This window comes from Atopobium sp. oral taxon 416 (assembly GCF_018128285.1).
In the GTDB taxonomy this organism is placed as follows: domain Bacteria; phylum Actinomycetota; class Coriobacteriia; order Coriobacteriales; family Atopobiaceae; genus Olsenella_L.
In genome coordinates this window covers 2,683,177-2,704,474 of the sequence record NZ_CP072380.1, presented here as the reverse complement: position 1 = coordinate 2,704,474, position 21,298 = coordinate 2,683,177, and the positions used below count along the sequence as shown (strand labels likewise).

The 21,298-nt window shown below is 57.0% G+C and carries 18 protein-coding genes; 17 read left to right on the top strand and 1 reads right to left on the bottom strand.

What is annotated here, in order from left to right; genetic code table 11:
• Positions 1–193 precede the first annotated feature (193 nt).
• From rplM to J4859_RS14120, 17 genes are all read left to right on the top strand, one after another.
• On the top strand, positions 194–634 hold the full coding sequence (gene rplM / locus J4859_RS14200) for a 50S ribosomal protein L13 (protein ID WP_212330824.1): 441 nt from the start codon (positions 194–196) through the stop codon (positions 632–634).
• A 5-nt stretch (positions 635–639) separates the two neighbouring features.
• Positions 640–1,035 carry a 30S ribosomal protein S9 gene (gene rpsI, locus J4859_RS14195; protein ID WP_212330821.1) on the top strand — a complete coding sequence of 132 codons (396 nt, stop codon included), beginning with the start codon at positions 640–642 and terminating at the stop codon, positions 1,033–1,035.
• Positions 1,036–1,239: 204 nt separating this feature from the next.
• Entirely contained in the window at positions 1,240–1,857 is a 618-nt protein-coding gene (gene acpS, locus J4859_RS14190; RefSeq protein WP_212330818.1) for a holo-ACP synthase, read from the top strand.
• Positions 1,835–3,454: an NAD(P)H-hydrate dehydratase gene (locus J4859_RS14185; RefSeq protein ID WP_212330815.1), complete on the top strand. Its 1,620-nt coding sequence runs from the start codon at positions 1,835–1,837 to the stop codon at positions 3,452–3,454. The genes acpS and J4859_RS14185 overlap by 23 nt, the downstream gene beginning before the upstream one ends.
• 8 nt (positions 3,455–3,462) lie before the next feature.
• Positions 3,463–4,623, top strand: coding sequence for an alanine racemase (gene alr, locus J4859_RS14180; protein ID WP_212330812.1), 1,161 nt, complete (start codon positions 3,463–3,465; stop codon positions 4,621–4,623).
• Positions 4,624–4,699: 76 nt separating this feature from the next.
• Entirely contained in the window at positions 4,700–5,353 is a 654-nt protein-coding gene (locus J4859_RS14175) for a uracil-DNA glycosylase (RefSeq protein ID WP_212335394.1), read from the top strand.
• Positions 5,328–5,858 carry a tRNA (adenosine(37)-N6)-threonylcarbamoyltransferase complex ATPase subunit type 1 TsaE gene (gene tsaE / locus J4859_RS14170; protein WP_212330809.1) on the top strand — a complete coding sequence of 177 codons (531 nt, stop codon included), beginning with the start codon at positions 5,328–5,330 and terminating at the stop codon, positions 5,856–5,858. The genes J4859_RS14175 and tsaE overlap by 26 nt, the downstream gene beginning before the upstream one ends.
• Positions 5,859–5,925: 67 nt before the next feature.
• Positions 5,926–8,352 carry a tRNA (adenosine(37)-N6)-threonylcarbamoyltransferase complex transferase subunit TsaD gene (gene tsaD, locus J4859_RS14165; RefSeq protein WP_212335392.1) on the top strand — a complete coding sequence of 809 codons (2,427 nt, stop codon included), beginning with the start codon at positions 5,926–5,928 and terminating at the stop codon, positions 8,350–8,352.
• Between the two features lie 121 nt (positions 8,353–8,473).
• Entirely contained in the window at positions 8,474–9,400 is a 927-nt protein-coding gene (locus tag J4859_RS14160) for a substrate-binding domain-containing protein (RefSeq protein WP_212330806.1), read from the top strand.
• 86 nt (positions 9,401–9,486) lie between these two features.
• Positions 9,487–10,677: an amino acid ABC transporter permease gene (locus tag J4859_RS14155; RefSeq protein ID WP_212330803.1), complete on the top strand. Its 1,191-nt coding sequence runs from the start codon at positions 9,487–9,489 to the stop codon at positions 10,675–10,677.
• Between the two features lies 1 nt (position 10,678).
• Positions 10,679–11,452: an amino acid ABC transporter ATP-binding protein gene (locus J4859_RS14150; protein WP_212330800.1), complete on the top strand. Its 774-nt coding sequence runs from the start codon at positions 10,679–10,681 to the stop codon at positions 11,450–11,452.
• 99 nt (positions 11,453–11,551) lie between these two features.
• The gene (locus J4859_RS14145) at positions 11,552–13,498 is read left to right on the top strand and encodes an NAD(+) synthase (protein WP_212335390.1); all 1,947 of its coding nucleotides are present in this window, start codon (positions 11,552–11,554) and stop codon (positions 13,496–13,498) included.
• A gap of 265 nt (positions 13,499–13,763) precedes the next feature.
• Positions 13,764–14,054 (top strand): co-chaperone GroES, encoded by a 291-nt coding sequence (gene groES / locus J4859_RS14140; protein ID WP_212330797.1) that lies wholly within the window; start codon positions 13,764–13,766, stop codon positions 14,052–14,054.
• A 56-nt stretch (positions 14,055–14,110) separates the two neighbouring features.
• The gene (groL, locus tag J4859_RS14135) at positions 14,111–15,751 is read left to right on the top strand and encodes a chaperonin GroEL (protein ID WP_212330794.1); all 1,641 of its coding nucleotides are present in this window, start codon (positions 14,111–14,113) and stop codon (positions 15,749–15,751) included.
• 151 nt (positions 15,752–15,902) lie between these two features.
• A complete protein-coding gene (locus J4859_RS14130; protein ID WP_212330791.1) occupies positions 15,903–17,192 on the top strand; it encodes a 4Fe-4S binding protein in 1,290 nt (429 codons plus the stop codon).
• Between the two features lie 41 nt (positions 17,193–17,233).
• The gene (gene ychF / locus J4859_RS14125) at positions 17,234–18,298 is read left to right on the top strand and encodes a redox-regulated ATPase YchF (RefSeq protein ID WP_212330788.1); all 1,065 of its coding nucleotides are present in this window, start codon (positions 17,234–17,236) and stop codon (positions 18,296–18,298) included.
• A gap of 827 nt (positions 18,299–19,125) precedes the next feature.
• The gene (locus J4859_RS14120; protein WP_212330785.1) at positions 19,126–19,284 is read left to right on the top strand and encodes a hypothetical protein; all 159 of its coding nucleotides are present in this window, start codon (positions 19,126–19,128) and stop codon (positions 19,282–19,284) included.
• A gap of 401 nt (positions 19,285–19,685) precedes the next feature.
• On the opposite strand, the gene J4859_RS14115 is transcribed toward J4859_RS14120, so the two are convergent.
• Entirely contained in the window at positions 19,686–21,107 is a 1,422-nt protein-coding gene (locus J4859_RS14115; protein ID WP_212330781.1) for an LCP family protein, read from the bottom strand.
• Positions 21,108–21,298: the final 191 nt, after the last annotated feature.

The following is a 21,298-nucleotide window of genomic DNA, read 5'->3' as shown; positions in this document are numbered from 1 at the left end:
ATACTTCCGATAGGGTGATGCACTGAGTGTGGCAATAGGTGCCGAAGCGTGAAGCTCCCGTGCATTTGTAGGAACTTCCTCAAATAAATTTTGCGATTCCCACCTGGGCGTTGTATACTTTTAAAGCTTTTCCACACAGCCCCGTAATCTCTGTAGGAAAAAGCGTTTCTCATTAAGTATATGGAGGAGTCAAGTGAACAAGCCGACTCACTATGCTAAGCCAGGCGAAGTTGAGCGCAAATGGGTGCTCATCGACGCTGAGGGCGCAACGCTCGGCCGTTTAGCCACGACCGCGGCAATGGCACTGCGTGGCAAGAACAAGCCCCAGTACACCCCGAACACTGACACTGGGGACTTTGTTGTCGTTATCAATGCTGATAAGGTCCAGCTTACCGGCAACAAGGCGATGAAGAAGTCTTACTGGCGTTACTCTGGATGGCTGGGCGGTCTCAAGACCGAGAGCTTCAAGGAGGCTATGCAGAAGCATCCTGAGCGTGTCGTAGAGCACGCGATCAAGGGCATGCTCCCCAGTACCAAGCTCGGCCGCAAGCAGGCTACTAAACTTCACGTCTATGCTGGCCCTGAGCATCCTCACACTGCACAGAACCCCGTTAAGATTGATTGGAGGGATTAGCCGTCATGGCAGACAATAGCGCTGTATATACCGGAACCGGCCGCCGCAAGGAGGCTACTGCCCGTGTCCGTTTGATCCCCGGCACTGGCAAGGTCATCGTCAATGGCCGTGACGCACTGAGCTACTTCGGTCGTCAGCAGCTGATCGACAATGCCCTCGCACCGTTCCACGTGACCGACACTGAGGGACACTTCGATGTCTATGCCAACTGCGACGGTGGCGGCATCAACGGTCAGTCTGGTGCTCTTCGTCTGGGCATTGCCCGCGCACTGCTTTCCGCAGGCGAGTACCGTGCTGACCTGAAGAAGGCTGGCTACCTCACCCGTGACGCACGTGCTGTCGAGCGTAAGAAGTGCGGCCTCAAGAAGGCTCGTAAGCGTCCGCAGTTCTCCAAGCGTTAGACTACGGTTTCATATCTGCTTGTTTGGACCCATGTGCTTCGGCAGATGGGTCTTTTTGTTGCTTGAATCAAAGAAGGTGTGAGTCTCAATTGTGGCAGTTGTGCAGTGACCGATGTTTTTATGCTCTTGTACCTTGACCCCGAGGGTGATGTGGATAAACCTCGTACCATAGAAAAGTCAAACACGTTGGAATAGCGAGGAAGCATGGTGCTGGCAGGCGTCGGAGTCGATATCTTAGAGATCGCACGGATGGAGCGCGCACTGAAGCGCACTCCTCATATGAAGACACGGCTCTTTACGAAAGAGGAGCAGGAATACTGCGATAAGTCAGGGTGGCCCGCCGAACACTATGCCGCGCGGTTCTGCGCACGTGAGGCAGTGCTCAAGGCGTTGAGTACCGGGTTCTCGCAAGGGGTTGGCTGGCAGGATGTCTCGGTGACGCGCGATGAGTTGGGACGGCCCCGTGCGCTCCTTAAGGGGAGGGCGAAAGAGATCGCCCAAGAGCAGGGTATCCAGGAAGTAGCCCTTTCGCTTTCACATACCCATGAGCTGGCGATCGCCAATGCGGTGTGTGTCTCTGAGGAAGTCAGGCCCAAGAAAAAGGAGGCCTCGGATCCGCGCCGTACCCTCGATAAGGCCTTTCGGGAAGCCCGCTCCGTTCTGGACGATCTGGACAACATTGAAGATGAAGGTGCGACTCCTGAGCCTTTAGAAGGCTCGGATGCGCTAACATCAGAACAGAAACTATTGCAGAATCAGGGCGCCTCGGGAAACCCTGCTGGCGAAGGGGATGAACATCGTGCAACCAGTTCTAAACGTTGAAGACGTCAAAGCGGTTGAGAACGGCCTCTCCAAAGAGGGAGTCAGTGTATCTGAACTGATGCGCCGTGCCGGCGGTGCGGTGGCCGATGAAGTGATGCGCTTAGAGGATATCAGAAAAGTCGCTATTTTAGTCGGCTTTGGCAACAACGGGGGCGACGGATGGGTCGCCGCAGCGCAGCTCTTCCAGCACGGGTACGACGTGACTGTGGTGTCACCGATTGAGCCCGATGAAATCAAGAGCGACATCGCGCGACTGGTAGCCCAGCATACCCGTGACGCCGAGGTTCCGATCGTGGTCGGACCGCCCCGCGAGGATCTGGAGCAGCTGCTGGAAGATTCCGACCTGATCGTCGATGCGATGCTCGGGACCGGCTTCCACGGTGAGCCCAAAGCACCCTTTGATATCTGGATCAATACAGTGAACGCCTCTGAGGCCCCCGTCATCGCCGTCGATGTGCCGTCGGGACTCTCTGCACAGACTGGCCATGCGCCCGGTGAGTGCATTATCGCGGACGAGACACTGACGATGCTGTGCCTCAAGCCGGGGCTGATCTCAGATATGGGCCGCGACGTGACCGGCGGCATCGTGGTTGCGCCCTTGGCGGAGCAGACCGAGCGTGTGGTTCTGGAGTCGGATCCGGTAGCCTGGCGCGTTGAGTCTCAGGACTATGCGGATGTCCTGCAGCCCACGATCAACAATATGGATAAGTATTCCCGTGGCTCTGTGCTTGTAGTTGCAGGCTCCTCCCGCTTTCCGGGTGCTGCACTCATGGCAGCGAAAGCTGCTGCACGCGCTGGCGCAGGCTACGTTACGCTTGCGGTGCCGGTTACGATCGCTCCGCTCCTGCAGCAGCAGGTACCGGAGATTCCGGTCGTCGGTATGGCCGCAGACCAAGGCGGAACCTTTGCCAAGCAGGCGATCCCTGCGATCCTCAAGCTTGCGGAGCGCAACTCCTCGACCTTGGTCGGGCCGGGCATGCGCGTCACCGCAGGCACCATCTCAGTCGTTTCAGCACTCCTCAACGCAGAGGTGCCGCTCGTTGTCGATGCGGATGGATTGAACTGTCTCTCACGTCTGACCAACAATGCGCTCGACCAGTTCCCGGAGGTCACCCGGCGGGATAAGCCGCTAGTCCTGACCCCGCACCGCCGTGAACTCGGCCGTCTGGTCGGATTGCAGGATACACCTCCTGATTCGCTCACCGCCTGCCTTGAAGCGGCGCGTCGCATCGTCTGGAGCGACGGTGGCAGTGAGATCTGCGTTGTCGCAAAGGGCAGTGCTACGGCCTGCGTCGGCGTGGAAGCCGCTTTGCTTCCGGAGCCGGGCACCTCAGTGCTCTCCACGGCAGGGTCCGGCGATGTCCTGAGCGGTATCATCTCAGCCTTGCTCGCAAAGGATCCGGAGGACAAGGAAGAACTGTCGCTTCTGTGCTCGCTGGGCTGCGAGATCCATGCGTTGGCTGGATCGCGCGCCGCAAAGCGCTATGGCTCCCATGGAGCTATGGCAACCGATATCATCAGCGAGATCGGGTTAGCGTCAGACTCTCTGGAGCAGCACGTGGAAGAGCTGCTCTCCTCGGATGATACAAAGGAGTAACTGTTTTCATGAGAGAAAACAATTGCCCGCCTGACCGCTGGGCCTGGGTGGAGATCGATCTCGGCGCGGTGCGCTCCAATGTGCGCGCATTCAAAAAACAGCTTGAGTCGGGCGTCAGGATGATGTGCGTCGTGAAGGCCGATGCCTATGGGCACGGCGCGGTGCGCTGTGCGGACGTCATGTCAAAGGCCGGGGCCTACTCCTTTGCGGTGGCGACGCCGAGCGAGGGCGTCGAGCTCAGGAAGAGCGGTATCGAAGAGCCGATCGTGGTCTTGAGCGAGCCCCCAATCTCTGCGATCCCAATGCTTATCGAGTACGATCTGGAGCCGGCGGTCTATACTACCGAGTTTGCGCTCGCCTTCGGTGAGGCGGCCGCAGATGCCGGCACGGTGGGTAAGTACCACATGGCGATCGATACCGGGATGCACCGGATCGGGGTTACCCCTGATGATGCCCTCGATTTCCGTCACGCAGTCGACTTCCACCGCGGCCTCACCTGCGCTGGGGTCTTCACGCACTTTGCGACCGCGGAGGTCCCCGACGACTGGGATTTCCGGATGCAGTGCAAGCGGTTCATCGATACGGTGAACGCGCTCAAGAGTGCCGGCTATGAGACGGGCCTTATCCACTGTGACAATACCCCAGGCACCATTCTGCACAAAGGTATGCAGTTCGATATGTGCCGTGTGGGGATCGGCCTCTACGGGCTACATGCGGCTCCGATCACGGCTTCCTACATCGACCTGAAGCCGGTCATGGCGGTTAAGGCGCGGGTGACCCGTGCGATCGAGCCGGAGGTCGGTGAAGGCGTCGGGTACGGGATGACGTACCGTATCGCGAACAAGGGGACCCAGATTGCGACGATTCCACTCGGTTATGCGGATGGGCTGGCCCGGGAACTCTCAAACCGTATGGACGTTATTGTGAACGGGACACGCTGCCCGCAGGTCGGCAACATCTGCATGGACCAGACGATGTTTGCAGTGCCGCCTGCCTCGGCGAATCCCTTTGCGCCTTCGACGCGGGTGGACTATGGGGATGTGGTGACGCTGATCGGTCAAGACGACGATGAGGCTATCACCTTGGATGATATGGCCCACATCCGTCGTACTATCAACTATGAAGTAGCCTGTGACTTTGGCCTCAGGCTAGAAAAGATCTATGTCTGAACAACCTGTCGGAGGTGTACCCCATAGAGGGTACCGCCGCAAGCCGCGGACGTATATGAGTGATGCGGAGATGTATATGGCAATCATGCAGATACCGGGGCATACTAACCAGAAGCCGCAGGAGGTCACCCTAGAAGAGGTCCAAGCGGTGCTCGGGGATTGCATGCGCTGCCCACTCGGGCAGACGCGGACCAACATCGTGTTCGGCGTCGGGAACCCCAACGCACGCGTGATGTTTATCGGTGAAGCCCCGGGCAGAAGCGAGGACCTGCAGGGGGAGCCCTTTGTGGGTGCTGCGGGTCATAACCTCGATAACCTGTTGAAGCTCGCAGGTCTCAAGCGTGAGGATGTCTATATTGCCAACGTCCTGAAGTGCCGTCCACCGTCAAACAGAAACCCCAAGCCGGAGGAGATCGAAGCCTGCGCCCCCTTCCTGCGGGAACAGATCCGCTCTGTCTGGCCTGACGTAATCATCTGCCTCGGTAATTTTGCAGCCCACTTTGTGCTGAGGACTGAGCAAGGGATCTCAAGTCTGCGTGGACGGATGCACCAGACCGGGCACTTTGCGGTGCTGCCGGTGTTCCATCCTGCCGCGGCCCTCTATCACCACGAGTGGCAGCAGCTGCTCGACGAGGACTTCACCTTCCTCGGACAGTGGCTTAAAGAGCATCCCGTAAGCCCAACAAACGGGGGAGTGCACAGCGATGAGATTGCCAAAGGTTATAGATGACACGCACTACGTGTCCCAATCTCCTAAGGAGACCAAGAACTTCGGGGAGATCGTCGGCACGCTTTTGAAGCCAGGGGATGTGCTGGTACTCACCGGCGATTTAGGTGCCGGTAAGACGCAGTTCACTAAAGGTGTCGCCCAGGGGATGGGCGTGAAGGATGAGGTGACAAGCCCCACCTTCACGATAGAGATGGTCTATGAGGGGACGGATATGCCGCTCTATCACTTCGACCTCTATCGGCTGAATGATGAGGACGAGCTGGAGGATACTGGCCTGTTCGATGCGCTCGGTACCGATGGGCCCTGCCTGATTGAGTGGGGCGAGCAGTTTGAGGATGCAATGGGCGATGAGCGAGTCGATGTGATCTTCAAGCGCTTGGATGCGGATACGCCGGCCGGACAGGAACCCGCCCGCTCCATTGAATTTGTCCCCTACGGCGCAAGAAGCACCGAATTGGCTTTTGCACTGCACGCGCGCACGGTGTCGGCCAGGAAAGAAGATTAGGTAGTTAAAGACGGTGAGTCTCGAGTTGAATACGCGGTATGTTTTGGCGGTGGACACCTCCACCGATATGTTGGCCTGTGCGGTTGTTGCGTATGATCCAACGCAGGAAGGCGTCAAGAAGGTCAAGCTGCTCGGCTGCAGCGACCACAAGTGCCGCAGACAGGCGAACGTGGAGTTAGTGGGAAGCGCCTTTGATGCCTGTAGACAGGCAGGAATCACCTGGGACGACCTCAGCTCAGTTGTCGCGGGACGGGGTCCCGGCTCCTTCACCGGTGTCCGTATTGGGATCGCTACCGCCAAAGGTATTGCAGTGGGGCTTGGCAAGAAGCTCTATGGGGTCTCTACGCTCGATGTGACAGCCTGGCATGCCTGGTTTGCCGGCATCAGAGGACCATTGGCAGTTGCCAATGACGCGATGCGCAAAGAGATCTACCCCGGAATCTATGTGTTGGATGAGACTGGAGCTCACCGACAGTTCGCGCGTGAGACCGTGATGAAGGCCGGCAAGGTCGTCGAAGCCTGGGCTGAGCTGCCTCAGAAGACCGGCGGCGCGATTGCCCTGACCGGCAACGGCCTCGTCAAATACCGCAAGCAATTTGAGGATGCGGGCTTTACCAATATCGTAGATGAGAAACTGTGGTTCCCCTCCGGTGAGGGGCTTGCTGCTGCGGCGGCCACCTCAGATCCGGATTCCTTAGGTAATGGGGATCCCGCGCTCGTCCTGCCGCTCTATACCAGACTTTCGGATGCGGAGGAGAACGAGCGGAAGCGGTTGGGGCTCAAGATCCCTGCCTCGGTCGATGTCGCCGGGGTCGACGATATGCTCGCGAGTCTGCATACGCAGTTGCGGCCAATGACGGTCAATGACTGCGCACCTGTCGCGAAGCTAGAAGAGACTATCTTCGAAGGCTCCGTCCATGCTCCGTGGAGTGAAAACGCGTTCTACGAGGAAGTGTCACAACCGCAGCGTAGCTGGTGGATAGCCCACGATCAGGGCACCATCATCGGCTATGCGGGCGGTGTACTCGCGGGGAGCGACTTTGAGATCGACGATGTTGCCGTGATCGAGCAGCGCCGCGGTGAGGGCATCGCTGAGCGGCTGATCGCACGGGTGGTCTATGATGCGGAGATGTTGGGAGCTACCTCAGCTTCACTCGAAGTTGCGACCGACAATGCGTCGGCTCAGAAGGCCTATGCCAAGCTCGGCTTCAAGCGAGTGGGGAAACGGCCTGACTACTATGCACCGGGCAAAGACGCCCTGATCCTCAAGGTCTCCCTGCCGCTAGCGGCTGACCCTGAGCACATGAAGAAAGCGCCGGTGTCGCACGCCTCGCTTACGAATTGGCCTAAGAAGCCTCAGGAGCGTACAACTGAGACGCAGGAAGCGATTGCTAAAGCCGCGCCGCTGATCCTCTCAGTTGAGTCCTCTTGCGACGAGACGGCGATGGCTGTGATCGACGGACAAGGGCAGATCTTAGCCAATGTAGTGGCCTCCTCCGTTGACTTCCACGCCCGCTTTGGCGGCGTGGTTCCCGAGATCGCCTCGAGAAAGCACATTGAGGCAATCGTGGGAGTCTACGAGGAAGCGATGGAGCAGGTCGGCAAGCACTTCGGGTGCGATACCTTGACCCCTGCTGATCTGGCAGCCGTCGGCGTGACCGTAGGTCCGGGCCTTGTAGGTGCCTTGGTGGTCGGCGTCGCCTTTGCAAAGGGGCTCTCTGTCTCGGCGGGGTTGCCGCTCATCGCGGCCAACCACCTCGAGGGGCACCTCTTTGCGAACCTCTTTGAGACCCCTGATCTGGAGCCCCCCTTTATCGCAAGCTTGGTCTCCGGCGGCAACACGATGCTTGTGCATGTTAAAGGCTGGGGAGACTATGAGGTCTTAGGCCAGACGATCGACGATGCGGTCGGCGAAGCGTTTGACAAAGTGGCGAAGGCCTTAGGGCTTGGCTACCCGGGTGGTCCGATCATCTCGGAGCTCGCTGCAAAAGGTAATCCCAAGGCAATCCACTTCCCGCGTGCCATGATGCACTCAGGGGATTACTCCTTCAGTCTTTCAGGGCTGAAGACCTCGGTGATCACCTATATCGAGGGAGAGAACAAAGCGGGCCGTCCGATCAATCTGCCTGATCTTGCCGCTTCCTTTGAAGCTGCGGTGATCGATGTGCAGGTCGCCAAAGCGGTCCACGCAGTCAAGGAGACCGGATCGCGTGACTTCTGCGTAGGTGGAGGCGTCGCTGCAAATCCACAGCTGCGTGAAGCGTATAAGAAGACCTTCAGAGGCATGGGCGTGAGAGTTACAGTGCCCCCGATTGCCGCCTGCGGCGACAATGGTGCGATGATCGCGCTCGTGGCGCTGAGGAGCTATAAGGCTCACAAGTTCGCTGATCTGACGCTCGATGCGCATCCTAACTCAAAATTAGGGGCGTGGACCGCCTCGAACGCACCCACGGTGTGGCAAGGCGAGCAGACCTGGCTTAAGCATACATCCTGATTCCGTTATTACAACTCTATTACTCACTCTGGGATTGCTGCGTAAATTGAGTAATCTTGCACTACAAAGGGACATTTTTTTCATGCCCCTTGGGTGTGCCGTCAGCAAGGAAAGAAGATCCATGCAACAACGTGATACCGGCTCTGCCCATCACGGGCGAGCGAATGTTTCCCGCCGCAGTTTCCTGAAGGCTTCCGGCCTGACCGCTATCAGCGTCGGCGCCGCAGATTTCTTGGTTGCTTGCGGTCCTTCAACGGAAACGGTCGAGATCGGCGAAGAGGAATCGGGCAGCCAGCAGCGGACGTTCGGCGATAACGGCACGATGCGTGTCGGTATGGAAGTCGCCTACCCTCCCTTCAACTGGCAGGTGTCTGAGGAAACTGAGGACACGATCCCGGTTGAGGGACAGAGCGATGCCTATGCGGATGGCTATGACATCTACTTCGCGAAGAAGATCGCTGAGCACTTCAATCTCAACCCTGTTGCCTCGAAGATGGAATTCTCAGGCCTTGTTGAGGCCCTGAAGAACGGGCAGATCGATATCATCTGTGGTGGCATGACCGCCACCGACGAGCGTCGCGAGTCAATCGACTTCTCCGATCCGTACTGGACCAGCCACTATGGTCTGCTCGTGAGAAAAGGCTCTGCCTATGTGAACGCCACGAGCCTGGATGATTTTGCCGGCGCAGCCGTGTTAGGCCAGCGCGACACCTTGCTCGATACAGTGATCGATGAGATCCCGAATGTGAACCACCTGACACCGGTCGATTCGGTCCCCGCCCAGCTCTCAAACCTCAATCAGGGTGCCTGCGATGCGATTACCTTCGACGTGGAAAATGAGAGAGGGCTCTTGAAAGCGAATCCGGATCTGACACCGGTAGAGATCAATGGATCCCAGGCCCTATTCCAAGAGGACGCTCCGATCAACGCGGGTATCGCGAAGGGGCAAGGCGACACGCTACAGCAGATCAATGATGTGGTCAATTCCGTCCCCCAGGATGAACGCCAACAGGTGTGGGACGACGTGCAGGCGCGTCTGCCGGAGTAAATCGAAGTAAGCGATTACAGATAGGCATCTCTTCGGCAGCACAACAGTAGGGGAGATGCCGTATCTGACAAAGGAGCTTTTCAGATATGGCAAAGAAAAAGGGCAGGTTTAAGCGATTCGTTACCGAGGACCATCGCTACGTCTTTCTTTCTACCTCAGTGATTGCGTTGATTGGCTTGTGGCTTTCAAGCCAGCCGCATACCTCCTCGAGTTTTTTGAGATACTCGTACCCGCTTGAGTGCGTGCTCTTCTATCTGCTCGTAGTGTGGGTCGTGGTGTCACTCGTGGCGCTCGTGAACAAGATCGTGAAGTGGCACGGTGACGCCTACCAGACAACCTCACCCCTCGCGACGCCGAGGGCGAAGAAGATTGAGCGCTTTAGCTCCTATGTGGCCTGGGGCATCACGATCGTGATGGTCATCGACCGCGGCATCATGCGCATTGTCGATATCGTGCAATACGCGGTGACACAGGATTCGAATCCTTCAGACTTCCTCGGTTCCATGATCTACATGCTCTATCAGATGCGCAGCACCTTCCTACAAGGCATCCTGAATACGATCATTATCGCGGTTGTCGGCACGCTCGTCGCATTTGTGTTGGCTTTAGTGCTGGTCTTCCTGCGCCTGCAGCAGATTGACCGCTCTGACAACGACTTCGTCAGATTCTGGAAAAAGGTCGGCGTAGGATTCGCGAAGGTTTACTCCACGATCATGCGCGGTACGCCGATGATGATCCAGGGACTCATTATCTACTATGCGGGCACCGGTATGCTGACCGCGCGAGGCATGACGCCGACGGAGATCCTAAACGTATGGTCCCCGTTCAACGCCGGCCTGGTCACCGTCTCGCTCAACTCCACCGCCTACATGATGGAGGTGTTGCGCTCCGGTATCCTCTCCGTCGATCCGGGGCAGACTGAGGCAGCTCGTTCCTTAGGCCTCTCACAGTGGCAGGCGATGCGCAAGGTCGTCTTTCCGCAGGGCATCAGAAACTCAATCCCGGCGCTCTCCAACGAGCTCGTTATCAACATCAAGGATTCCTCAGTTCTCATGGCTATCGGCGTGCTTGAGCTCACCTTCGCGGTCCGCTCGATCGCAGGCGTCTACTACAAGCAGATGGAACCCTATGTGGCCGCTGCAATCGTGTACCTGATCTTGACGATGGTCGCGACGAAGCTCCTGGACAAGTTCGCTAAGCACTTTGATCCCAAGGCTGCTCGAGTTGTACTGAGCACCTCCAATGCGCCGGTCCCCCAGACGAAGCAGGTGAAGTAAGTTGAGTGACACAAATACGAACGTGCAGTCCGTCGTCAAAGTCGAGGGGCTCAAGAAAAGTTTCGGCGACCACGTGGTGCTCAAAGGCATCAACTTCGAGGTTATGCCTAAGGAGGTCGTCACGATCATCGGGGCTTCCGGCTCGGGCAAGTCCACACTGCTGCGCTGCATCAATCTGCTTGAGGTTCCCGATGAGGGCCATGTGTGGTTTAGGGGGGAGGACCTCGTCTCCCGGACCGTGAACGTCAACAAGCTCCGTGAGCGTATCGGCATGGTCTTTCAGGGCTTCAACCTCTTCAACAATCTCAATGTGCTCGATAACTGTACCCTGGCGCCGGTCACGTTGAAGAAGATGACAAGAGAGGAAGCGGAGGGTGTGGCGCTCAAAAACCTCGACGCTGTAGGCCTTAAGGACTATGCGCAGGCTTCCGTCGTCTCCCTCTCCGGCGGCCAGAAACAGCGTGTGGCTATCGCGCGCGCCCTGTGCATGGAACCGGAGCTCATGCTCTTCGACGAGCCGACGAGCGCCCTGGACCCAGAGATCGTAGGTGAAGTCCTTTCCGTTATGCGCGATCTGGCGCGGGGCGGGATGACGATGGTCGTGGTGACCCACGAGATGGACTTCGCAAAGAACGTCTCCGACAAGGTCGTCTTTATGGATGACGGCGTGATCGTGGAATCCGGCTCCCCGCACGATATGTTCACCCATCCGAAGAAGCCCCGTACGCGTGAGTTCTTGAAGCGCTACCTGGAAGACGAAAAAAGCAACTCATAACCTACTGGTTTTCAAAACTCCTCGTGTGAGCGGGGAGCTTTGTTTTATCCTGAAAGGGATACACAGAGGATGGCAAAATCCCGTCAAAAGGAGATCTCCATGAAGGATGGGTTTGTTTCGGTTGCCGCAATCACCCCGCCCGTTAAGGTTGCGGACGTTGGCTACAATGTGGGCGCACTCATTAACGCAATCACCAACACTGCCAACAAAGGCGCCAAGCTGATCGTGACCCCCGAGCTCGGTATCACCGCCTACACCTGCGAGGACCTGTTCCTGCAGGCCTCCTTGCTCGAGGCAGCCCAACACGGCCTTAAGCAGGTGGCTGAGGCAACGGTGGGTCTCGATGCCCTCATCATCGTCGGCGTGCCGATGCGGGTTGCCGGCAAGCTCTACAACTGCGCCGCAGTGCTCGATGGGGGGAAGCTCTTGGGGCTCGTACCGAAGCAGACGATTCCCACCTACAACGAGTTCTATGAGGGACGGCACTTCTCCCCAGGTCCCAGTCAGGTAAGCCAGATTGAGGTAGCGGGGTTTGGATCGGTCCCCTTCGGGGCAAACCAGCTTTTTACCTGTGACACTATGCCCGACCTCGTCGTTGCTGTTGAGCTCTGTGAGGACCTGTGGGCGCCTGATCCGCCTTCGATCCATCACGCAGTGGCAGGGGCGACTGTGGTCTGCAACCTCTCCGCCTCCAATGCCCTGGTCGGGAAAGCGTCCTATCGCCGTATGCTCGTTTTGGGACAGAGCGCGCGGCTCGTGTGCGGCTACCTCTACGCCAGCGCTGGCCCGGGGGAGTCAACGCAGGATCTGGTCTTCTCGCAGCACAATATGATCGCGGAGAATGGCACGATGCGCGCGGAGGCTGAGCCCTTCGGTTCCGGGCAGACGATCTCTGAGCTCGATGTGTCCTACCTGCTTGAAGAGCGCCAGCGCCTCTCAACCTTCCACACTGCGGTCACCCCTGAGACGGCGGGCTATGTGGTGACGCCGTTCCACCTCGAACTTACCCATACGCACCTGACGCGCTCTGTGGATCCCGCACCCTTCGTGCCGGATAACGAGGAGACCCGCGACGAGCGCTGCGAAGATATCCTGATGATCCAGAGCCAGGGCTTAGCGAAGCGGTTACGTCACACCCACTCCACCTGCGCGGTGGTCGGCGTCTCCGGTGGGCTTGACTCCACACTGGCACTGCTTGTGACCGTCCAAGCTTTTGACGCCGTGGGTCTTGACCGCTCTCGCATCATCGCCGTGACAATGCCGGGCTTCGGCACAACGAAGCGTACACGCAGCAATGCTGAGGAGCTCGCTAAGTCGCTCGGCGTCACGCTGCGTGAGGTCGACATCACGAAGGCCGTGCAGCAGCACTTCGCGGATATCGGGCACGATGAGAGCGTGCACGACGTGACCTACGAGAATGCGCAGGCTCGTGAGCGGACACAGGTCCTGATGGACATCGCGAACCAGGAAGGCGGCCTCGTTGTCGGCACCGGTGACCTCTCTGAGCTGGCATTGGGCTGGGCGACCTACAACGGGGACCACATGTCGATGTACGGCGTGAACGCCTCCGTGCCGAAGACCCTCGTACGCCACTTAGTCCACTATGTCGCGGATAACTGCGGCAACGAGGTGGAAGCAAGCATCCTGATGGACGTGTTGGACACCCCGGTTTCCCCGGAGCTTCTGCCTGCGACGGCGAACGGGACGATCGCCCAGAAGACCGAGGATCTGGTCGGTCCCTATGAGCTGCATGACTTTTTCCTCTACTACATGCTGCGCTTGGGATTTGCGCCGCATAAGGTCTTCCGCCTGGCGGTCTATGCGCTCGGGGATGAGTTTGGCCCGGTGGTGATCCTGAAGTGGCTCAAGGTCTTCTACCGCCGGTTCTTTGCGCAGCAGTTCAAGCGCAGCTGCCTGCCGGACGGCCCGAAAGTGGGCAGCGTGGCGGTGTCACCGCGCGGGGATCTGAGGATGCCCTCGGATGCCATGGCTCAGCTGTGGCTTGAGGAGCTCGATCAGATCGATCCTGAAGACTATGAGGCATAAGCTACTCTGAGATTTGTAAGGTGAGGGGACCTTGGCGTGTATGCCGAGGCCCCTCGCTTTCTCAGTCTTGCCCACCCCGCTGACTGCGGTGGGGGGGGTTAGTATCTGAGCAGTAGGAAATCTAAGCGTATACACAAAAGATATTTTCTACTTTGCAGGTATAACTTCCATGCATTGGGTAATATCTATACTGTTCGTGACAACGGGTTAGAAAAGCCCATTCCACGCGCCTGGTTCAGGCGCACGTTAAGGAGGTTCGGGAATTATGACATTGAAGCCTTTGGGTGATCGTGTACTGGTCAAGCCGGCACCGAAAGAGGAGAAAACCGCAAGCGGTCTGTATATCTCTTCAGGCGCACAGGAGAAGCCGCAGCGCGGCAAGGTTGTGGCTGTGGGCGCTGGCAAGATGAATGACAAGGGCGAGCGCATTGTTCCGGATGTTAAGGCTGGCGACGAAGTGTACTTCGGTAAGTACGGCGGCAATGAGGTCAAGATTGACGGCGAGGATTACTTACTGCTTCGCGCAGACGATATCTACGCAATCATTGAGGACTAAGTTAGGTTATGTGAGCTGATATCGGAAGATATCAACAGAGCTAGGAGATAAATAACATGGCAGCAAAAGATATTAATTTCGGCGCTGACGCACGTGCTAAGCTTGCCAAGGGCGTAAACACCCTCGCTGATACGGTAACCACCACCTTAGGACCGAAGGGTCGTTACGTGGCATTACAGCGTTCCTATGGTGCTCCGACCATTACGAATGACGGCGTGAGTGTCGCTAAGGAGATCGAGCTCAAGGACCCGATTGAGAACATGGGCGCCCAGCTCGTTAAGGAAGTTGCTACCAAGACCAATGATCTCGTCGGTGATGGTACGACCACCGCAACCCTGCTTGCACAGGTTATGGTCAATGAGGGACTGCGCAACGTCGCAGCAGGTGCCAACCCGATTGCAATCCGTCGTGGTGTGGACAAGGCAGTTGCCGCGGTCGTCGATGAGATGAAGAAGTCCGCTCAGCCGGTCAACACCAAAAAGCAGGTGGCTGCTGTCGGCACCATTTCCGCAGTGAGCCCTGAGATCGGTGAGAAGATTGCTGACGCAATGGAGATCGTCGGTAAGGACGGCGTTATCACCGTCGACGAGTCCCAGACATTTGGGATTGATATCGACACCGTCGAAGGTATGCAGTTCGACAAGGGCTACATCTCCCCGTACTTCGCAACTGATCAGGAGAGCATGACCACTGAGCTGCAGGATCCCTATATCCTGGCCACTGACCAGAAGATCTCCAACATCCAGGATATCATGCCGGTGCTCGAGGCAGTCTCCAAGCAGGGCGCATCGCTGCTCATCATTGCCGAGGACGTCGACGGCGAGGCTCTAGCGACCCTGATTCTGAACAAACTTCGTGGCACCCTGCATGTCGCAGCTGTCAAGGCTCCGGGTTACGGCGATCGTCGTAAGCGTATGCTCGAGGATATCGCTGTTGTCACCGGTGGCCAGGTGGCTATGAAGGAGCTCGGCGTCAACCTCTCCGATGTCACCGCTGAGATGCTCGGCCGTGCTAAGACCGTCAAGATCGACAAGGACAACACCACGATTGTCGGTGGTGCAGGCTCCAAGGATGCTATCAACGAGCGCATCGCCCAGATCAAGAATGAGATCGAGAACACGACCTCTGACTTCGATAAGGAGAAGCTGCAGGAGCGTTTGGCTAAGCTCTCCGGCGGTGTCGCAGACATCAAGGTCGGTGCAGCAACCGAGGCTGAGCTGAAGGAGATTAAGCACCGCATCGAGGACGCACTGCAAGCTACACGTGCAGCTGTCGATGAGGGCATCGTCGCAGGCGGCGGCGTCGCATTCCTCGAGAGCGCAAAGGCTTTGGACGACGTTAAGACCGTCGACGCGGACGAGAAGATTGGTGTCGAAATTGTCCGTAAGGCACTTGAGGCTCCGGTCAAGACTATCGCACAGAACGCCGGCTATGAGGGCTCCGTCGTCGTTGAGAAGGTCAAGGATATGCCTGCAGGCTCTGGCCTTGACTCCGCAACCGGCAAGTGGGGCGACATGATCGAGATGGGTGTTCTGGATCCTGTGAAGGTCACCCGTGTTACCCTGCAGAACGCAGCCTCCATCGCTTCTCTGATCCTGATCACTGAGGCTACGGTCACCGATGTTCCTAAGGATACCACGATTGAGGAAGCTATCTCCAACGCGGCTGCCCAAGGCGGACAAGGCGGCGCCTACTAAAGGTACACAGGCGTGAACAGTGTCTGAGTGTTTGAACGATTGCTCCGGGAGTGTCTCGCTTCTGGAGCTTTTTTCGTGCCTCGTGTCGCTTTACTATAGAAGATATACAGGAGTGCACTACACTTAATCAGCTACACCTAAGGAGGGAATTATGGTTGAAAAGCACGATTGGCTCGATGATATTATCGATATCTCGCAGAACTGGAGCGCGGTCTCCGACCCTGTGAAGCATGTCGTGAACAATATTTCGTTTGATCCTGAGAAGACCCCTCAGTGGAATCCCTCCGACTACAAGGAGCGTCCGCGCGCCAATTCGGTGCGCTGCATGGACGTGGCAGGACACGACACCATGCTGTGCCATGCCTGCACGGATGTGTGCCCGGTCAACGCGATTACAGTCACCGACAGTAAGGTTTCGATCAATGAGGACTGCCGCAAGTGTGGGCTCTGCTCCGCAGCCTGTCCCACCGAGGCCTTCATCGTGCAGAAGCTGATGCCCAAGACGCTCTATAACAGGATCGCCCGGCAGGCGGCTTCACACGTGCAGGTCTATATCACCTGCACCCGTGCCCTGGGGCGGATCCCGGCGGCCAATGAGATCGTCCTGCCTTGTGTGGGAGCGGTACCAAAAGAGCTCTGGTTCGCACTCTTTATGGAGTTCGACAACATCTCGGTATACCTGCCGCTCGGCGTGTGCGACCGTTGCCGCACTACGACCGGTGAGGAAGCCTATGTCAATGCGATCAGCGAGTCAGAGGAGCTGACCGGAGCTCACTGTGGGCTCGAGGTTGAAGAGAAGGCGCTCAACCACGAGGAGACCCGGGAGTACAAGCGCTCCCAGTTCATCGGGCAGATGGCACGTTCCGGCTCACGCATGTTAGGAGCAGACCGCACAATCAGTGGGGCACAGGCTTTGGGCCAGCGCATCCAGAACCATACCCGTCAGATCAATGAGCTCTCCCGCTCACTGGAGAAAGCTGTGGGCGTGCAGAATTCCCAGCATCGCCGGCGTATGCTGACGCAGCGGCGTGAGCTGGTGATGGCGGCGCTGCAGAAGTGGCCAGGTCCTGCCACTAAGATCAAGGAGCAGATCCCGAGGTGCGATAACTCCAAGTGCACGATGTGCGAGGACTGCACCAAGGTCTGCGTCTTGCATGCGCTTGAGATCGATAACACCGGGCATGTAAATATCGAGCCCGCTTACTGCATCGGCTGCGGGGCATGCGCTGCTGTCTGCCGTGAGGGGGCATTGACGATGCATCCGGCTGACGGCAGCGCGCTTGCGGTCCCCGATCCCAATGCGGAAGAGGCCGAGAAAGAGCGTGAGAAGGTGTATCAGCTGAAGGCGCAGGGCAAAAGGATGCTCGACAACGGGCTCAAGGCGATCGAGAAAACCGCCGAAGAAGAGTCCGGAGAGTCATCGAAGAAACATAGAGCGTAAGGAGAGCGTGCAGGCGCTCAGGAAAAGGAGAAGATGTTCCCGTGGCCTTATCCATTGGTATCGTTGGACTTCCAAACGTCGGAAAATCGACGCTGTTCACAGCACTGACGAAAAAAGGAGGATTGGCAGCGAACTACCCGTTCGCTACAATCGATCCTAATATCGGTATCGTCAATGTGCCGGATGAGCGTCTGCAGAAGCTAGCGGACATCGTGCATCCTGGGCGCATTGTGCCGGCAACGGTCGAGTTTGTCGATATCGCAGGCCTGGTCAAGGGCGCTAACAACGGCGAGGGTCTCGGTAACCAGTTCTTAGCCAATATTCGTGAGACCGATGCAATCTGTGAGGTCGTACGCTACTTCAAGGATCCGGACGTCGTGCACGTCGAAGGCAAGGTCGATCCGGCTTCTGACGTCGATACGATCCAGACGGAGCTCGTGCTCGCAGACCTGGGCACCCTGGAGCGTTCGATCCCCAAGCTGGAGAAAGAGGCAAAGCGGGACAAGGACAACAGACCGAAGCTCGAGGTCGCCAAACGCCTGCAGGGCTGGCTCAATGAGGGACACCGTGCCACGGATATGGATATGACCGACGATGAAAAGGCTGCGGCACACGATCTCTTCCTGTTGACCATGAAGCCGATCCTGTATGTTGCGAACTGCGATGAGGATCAACTGCACGATGACTTTGAGCCGCTCGAGGGGCAGAAGCCGATCCCCATCTGCGCAGAGGTGGAAGCAGAGCTCTCTGAGTTGGATGACAGAGAGGCACATGAGTATCTGGAGTCCCTGGGCCTCAAGAAGAGCGGCTTGGAGACCTTGGCACAGGAGGCTTACCATATCTTGGGCCTGCAGAGCTTCTTTACCGCAGGTGAGATGGAAGTCAAGGCCTGGACGGTCCGTATAGGTGCGAAGGCTCCGGAGGCCGCTGGCGTCATCCACTCCGACTTCGAGAAGGGCTTCATCAAGGCCGAGACCATCAGCTACGACGACTACATCAAGTACAAAGGTGAAGCTGGTGCCCGTGAGGCAGGACGGCTGCGCATGGAAGGCAAAGACTACGTCGTGCAGGACGGCGACGTAATGCACTTCCGCTTCAACGTGTAACTGAAAGACGGACAGAGCAGGTATAGAAACAGACCAGGCACTGGGGATTCTCTCGAGTATCGGGCTTCATTTCTAGACATTATTTCTCTTTCTGAATTATATTGATCAGGGCAGAGGCATAATCAAACAAACAGCCAACAGAGGTTGATTGTTCCAACTGCGTGTTATGGGGGGCTGACCAGACAGTAGTCTCAAGAGAAAACAAGCAAACGCTGAGAGGTATTCCTATGGTTGACAACGCGGTTGGATTCGAAGAAGCGGAGCGGTTGCTTTCAAAAACTCCGAGAGTAGGGAAGCGTGTGGATAGGATCTCTCACCTGTAATCCTGTGGCGCTACCATTGGCGTTGCCAAGCATAGATTTGCCCAAGTGGCTATCTGGCCCTATGTTTGACGATATTCCTGAGCGGATGGCCGCCTGCGTGGATAGGAAATCCACCATGGTCGCAATCAACCCCCTACAAGGACACGGTGTCGTCCCTTGGCACTGCGGTTGTAGAACGCAGATGTCGCAAGACAGATAGGCGCAGAAACGCTCAAAGAGGCGACCGAGCTGTGATGGTTCCATCCTGTTTGCCACATTTGCAGGTTTGCCAAAAGCTGGAAAGACAAGCAGACACCACCGGGGCGTCAAAGGTACACAGCCTAGCTCTTAGCGCTGAAATACGCTAAGAAGGAACTTTTGAGCTGGAAGTGCCCCATCACCTGCATGTGCTACACCACATCCTTCGACCTCATCTTTGAGATGTGTGACCTCACCCACACGAGTGCCTTCGTGTGGCACCACAGCGGCGCTGCCACCGCCGATGGCTACTAGAACCGGCTCGTGTTGTGCGGCCACATCTGGACAGACAAGCCCTACCTCACCGACTCCGACATCGTGCAGAAGAGCGGGCCCTCCAAGAACAAGATCTGCACTGTGGCAGGCATCGACGCACTCAAGAGCGTCGGCGTGATCTTAGGGCATGGAAAGCCCTTTTCCAAGTGAATCGAAGACACACTGCTTTCGCATAGAGCAGAAGGTTCAATAGTTGTGCACACTATGGAGATAGGTCTCATCTCTCACTCGTGAAGGCAACCAAATGCACTGACGAGGCCTATAGGGCAGACATCACCGACAAAGCATACCTGCACAAGGCCATGGGGCTTGCAAACAAGCTGTGCTGCTCTACCTATTCAGGTTCCCAGACACGAAGAAATCCAGCTTCCAGTCTTGCCTGAGTAGGTTCGTGTCGCTGTTCGGTGTCTGTCAGGGCGAGAAGAGGTAGCCCAAAGCTGCAAGGGTGCTTCGCCATTTGCGACTGTCGCACATTTCCGCAACTGACGGACCCATCTTTATCCACACGCTTCCCTACGTACGGATTCGTCAATGAAAGAGTCATTGGTGAATTAGGTACCGAGAATAACGAGGATATCGCTCGTGTAGGCATAGACACCGTTGCTGTCATCGAAGCACGTGATTGACTTGCCCAGCGAGGAAAGCACCTTACCTGCCGCATTGGCTTTTGCCCGATTGTCAGCCCCATGGTAGACGATCGTGATGCCCTTGGAGATGTCCTGCGCGGTGTCGGCGGTGGCGTTGAACCCTGCATCGTTCAGCTGGTTCGCGGCATCGGTTGCAGCCCCCGGTATACCCGTGGCATTGAGGACCTCCACGGTGCCGGAGTAATCCTCATCTGAGGAGCTTGCATCCCCGTTCGTGGTGCTGATACCATTCTCGTCGTAACCTGCGTTTCCGGTTGAGCCGGCAACACCGTAGGTCGGGTCATCGTCTGCACGCTCGTAGGGAGTCTCTCCACTATCGACTCTGTGCATCATAGCTCTCCAGGCCTGTTGGTCGGTGATCTGATAGGAGACGCCGTTGATGTCTTCGCCGATCGTGGGGTTCATACCGGAATACACATCGTTATCGACGTCGAGGTCCTTCATCTGCATCGCAAGAGATATGATCTGCCCCACATCCATATCGGTCGTGACGCCGTCCGCCAAGTTCTCAATGGTGGAGGTGATCGTCAACGGGTTGGATGCCAGGACTTTCTTGACGATTGCAGCGATAACCATACGCTGGTTGGCTGCGCGATAGAAGTCACCGGCGCCGTAGGCATCATAGGCGTGCCGCGAACGGCAGAGTGCCAACGCCTGCTCTCCGTTGAGTGTCTGTTCTCCGGCTTTGATATCCGCATTGGAGTAGGGGTCTTCCACGTCGACCGGGACATTGACGTCGATGCCGCCAATTGTGTCGACGATCTTTGTTAAGGTTTCAAAGTCCACTTCCGCATAGTGGTTGATATCGACACCGGCGTAGTTCTCGACGGTTTTGACCGTGAGCGCAGGGCCACCGTAGGAATAGGCGGCATTGATCTTATCCTGTCCATACTCACCCAGGTCGACGAGGGTGTCGCGGGTGATTGAGACGAGGGTGACCTTCAGGTTCTTGGGGTCAACGCGCGCCAGGATGATCGTATCAGTCCTGAAGTTACTGTTATCGTCGCCCCAATCCTCTGCGCGCGCTTCGTCTTTGTCGACGCCGAGCAACAGCATGTAGAAGGGGCCAGAGGGCTCTGAGGTATTGGAGAGCTCAGCTGCCAGATCAGGGGAGATCCGTGAGGTGAGTCGGTGGTCGATATCGAAATAGAAAGCCGCAAACGCGATCGCTCCCACTGCGATCACCGCAAGGATCACGATAACAACAGTCCAGATTATGTGGGATTTTTTACGGCGCTCACGCTTTCCCTGGTAGTGCGAAAGCCCGTTATCCCGGGAAAGGGCATTTGTCGCCGGTTCTTGGCGCCCTCTGTTTCTATGCAGCAAAAGTGAACTCCTCGAAAGAGCGGTTACGATCGAATAGATATAAATTTACCTATCCATAATAAACGTATTGCTATTTACCTACCTAAATTATAGCCGAAGTCCATTAAATACCCCGAACAGCGGAAATGTGAGGTGCTAGAATCAGTGCAGGTACATATAGGTATCCTGCGGTGTTCCCAATGAGTGAACGC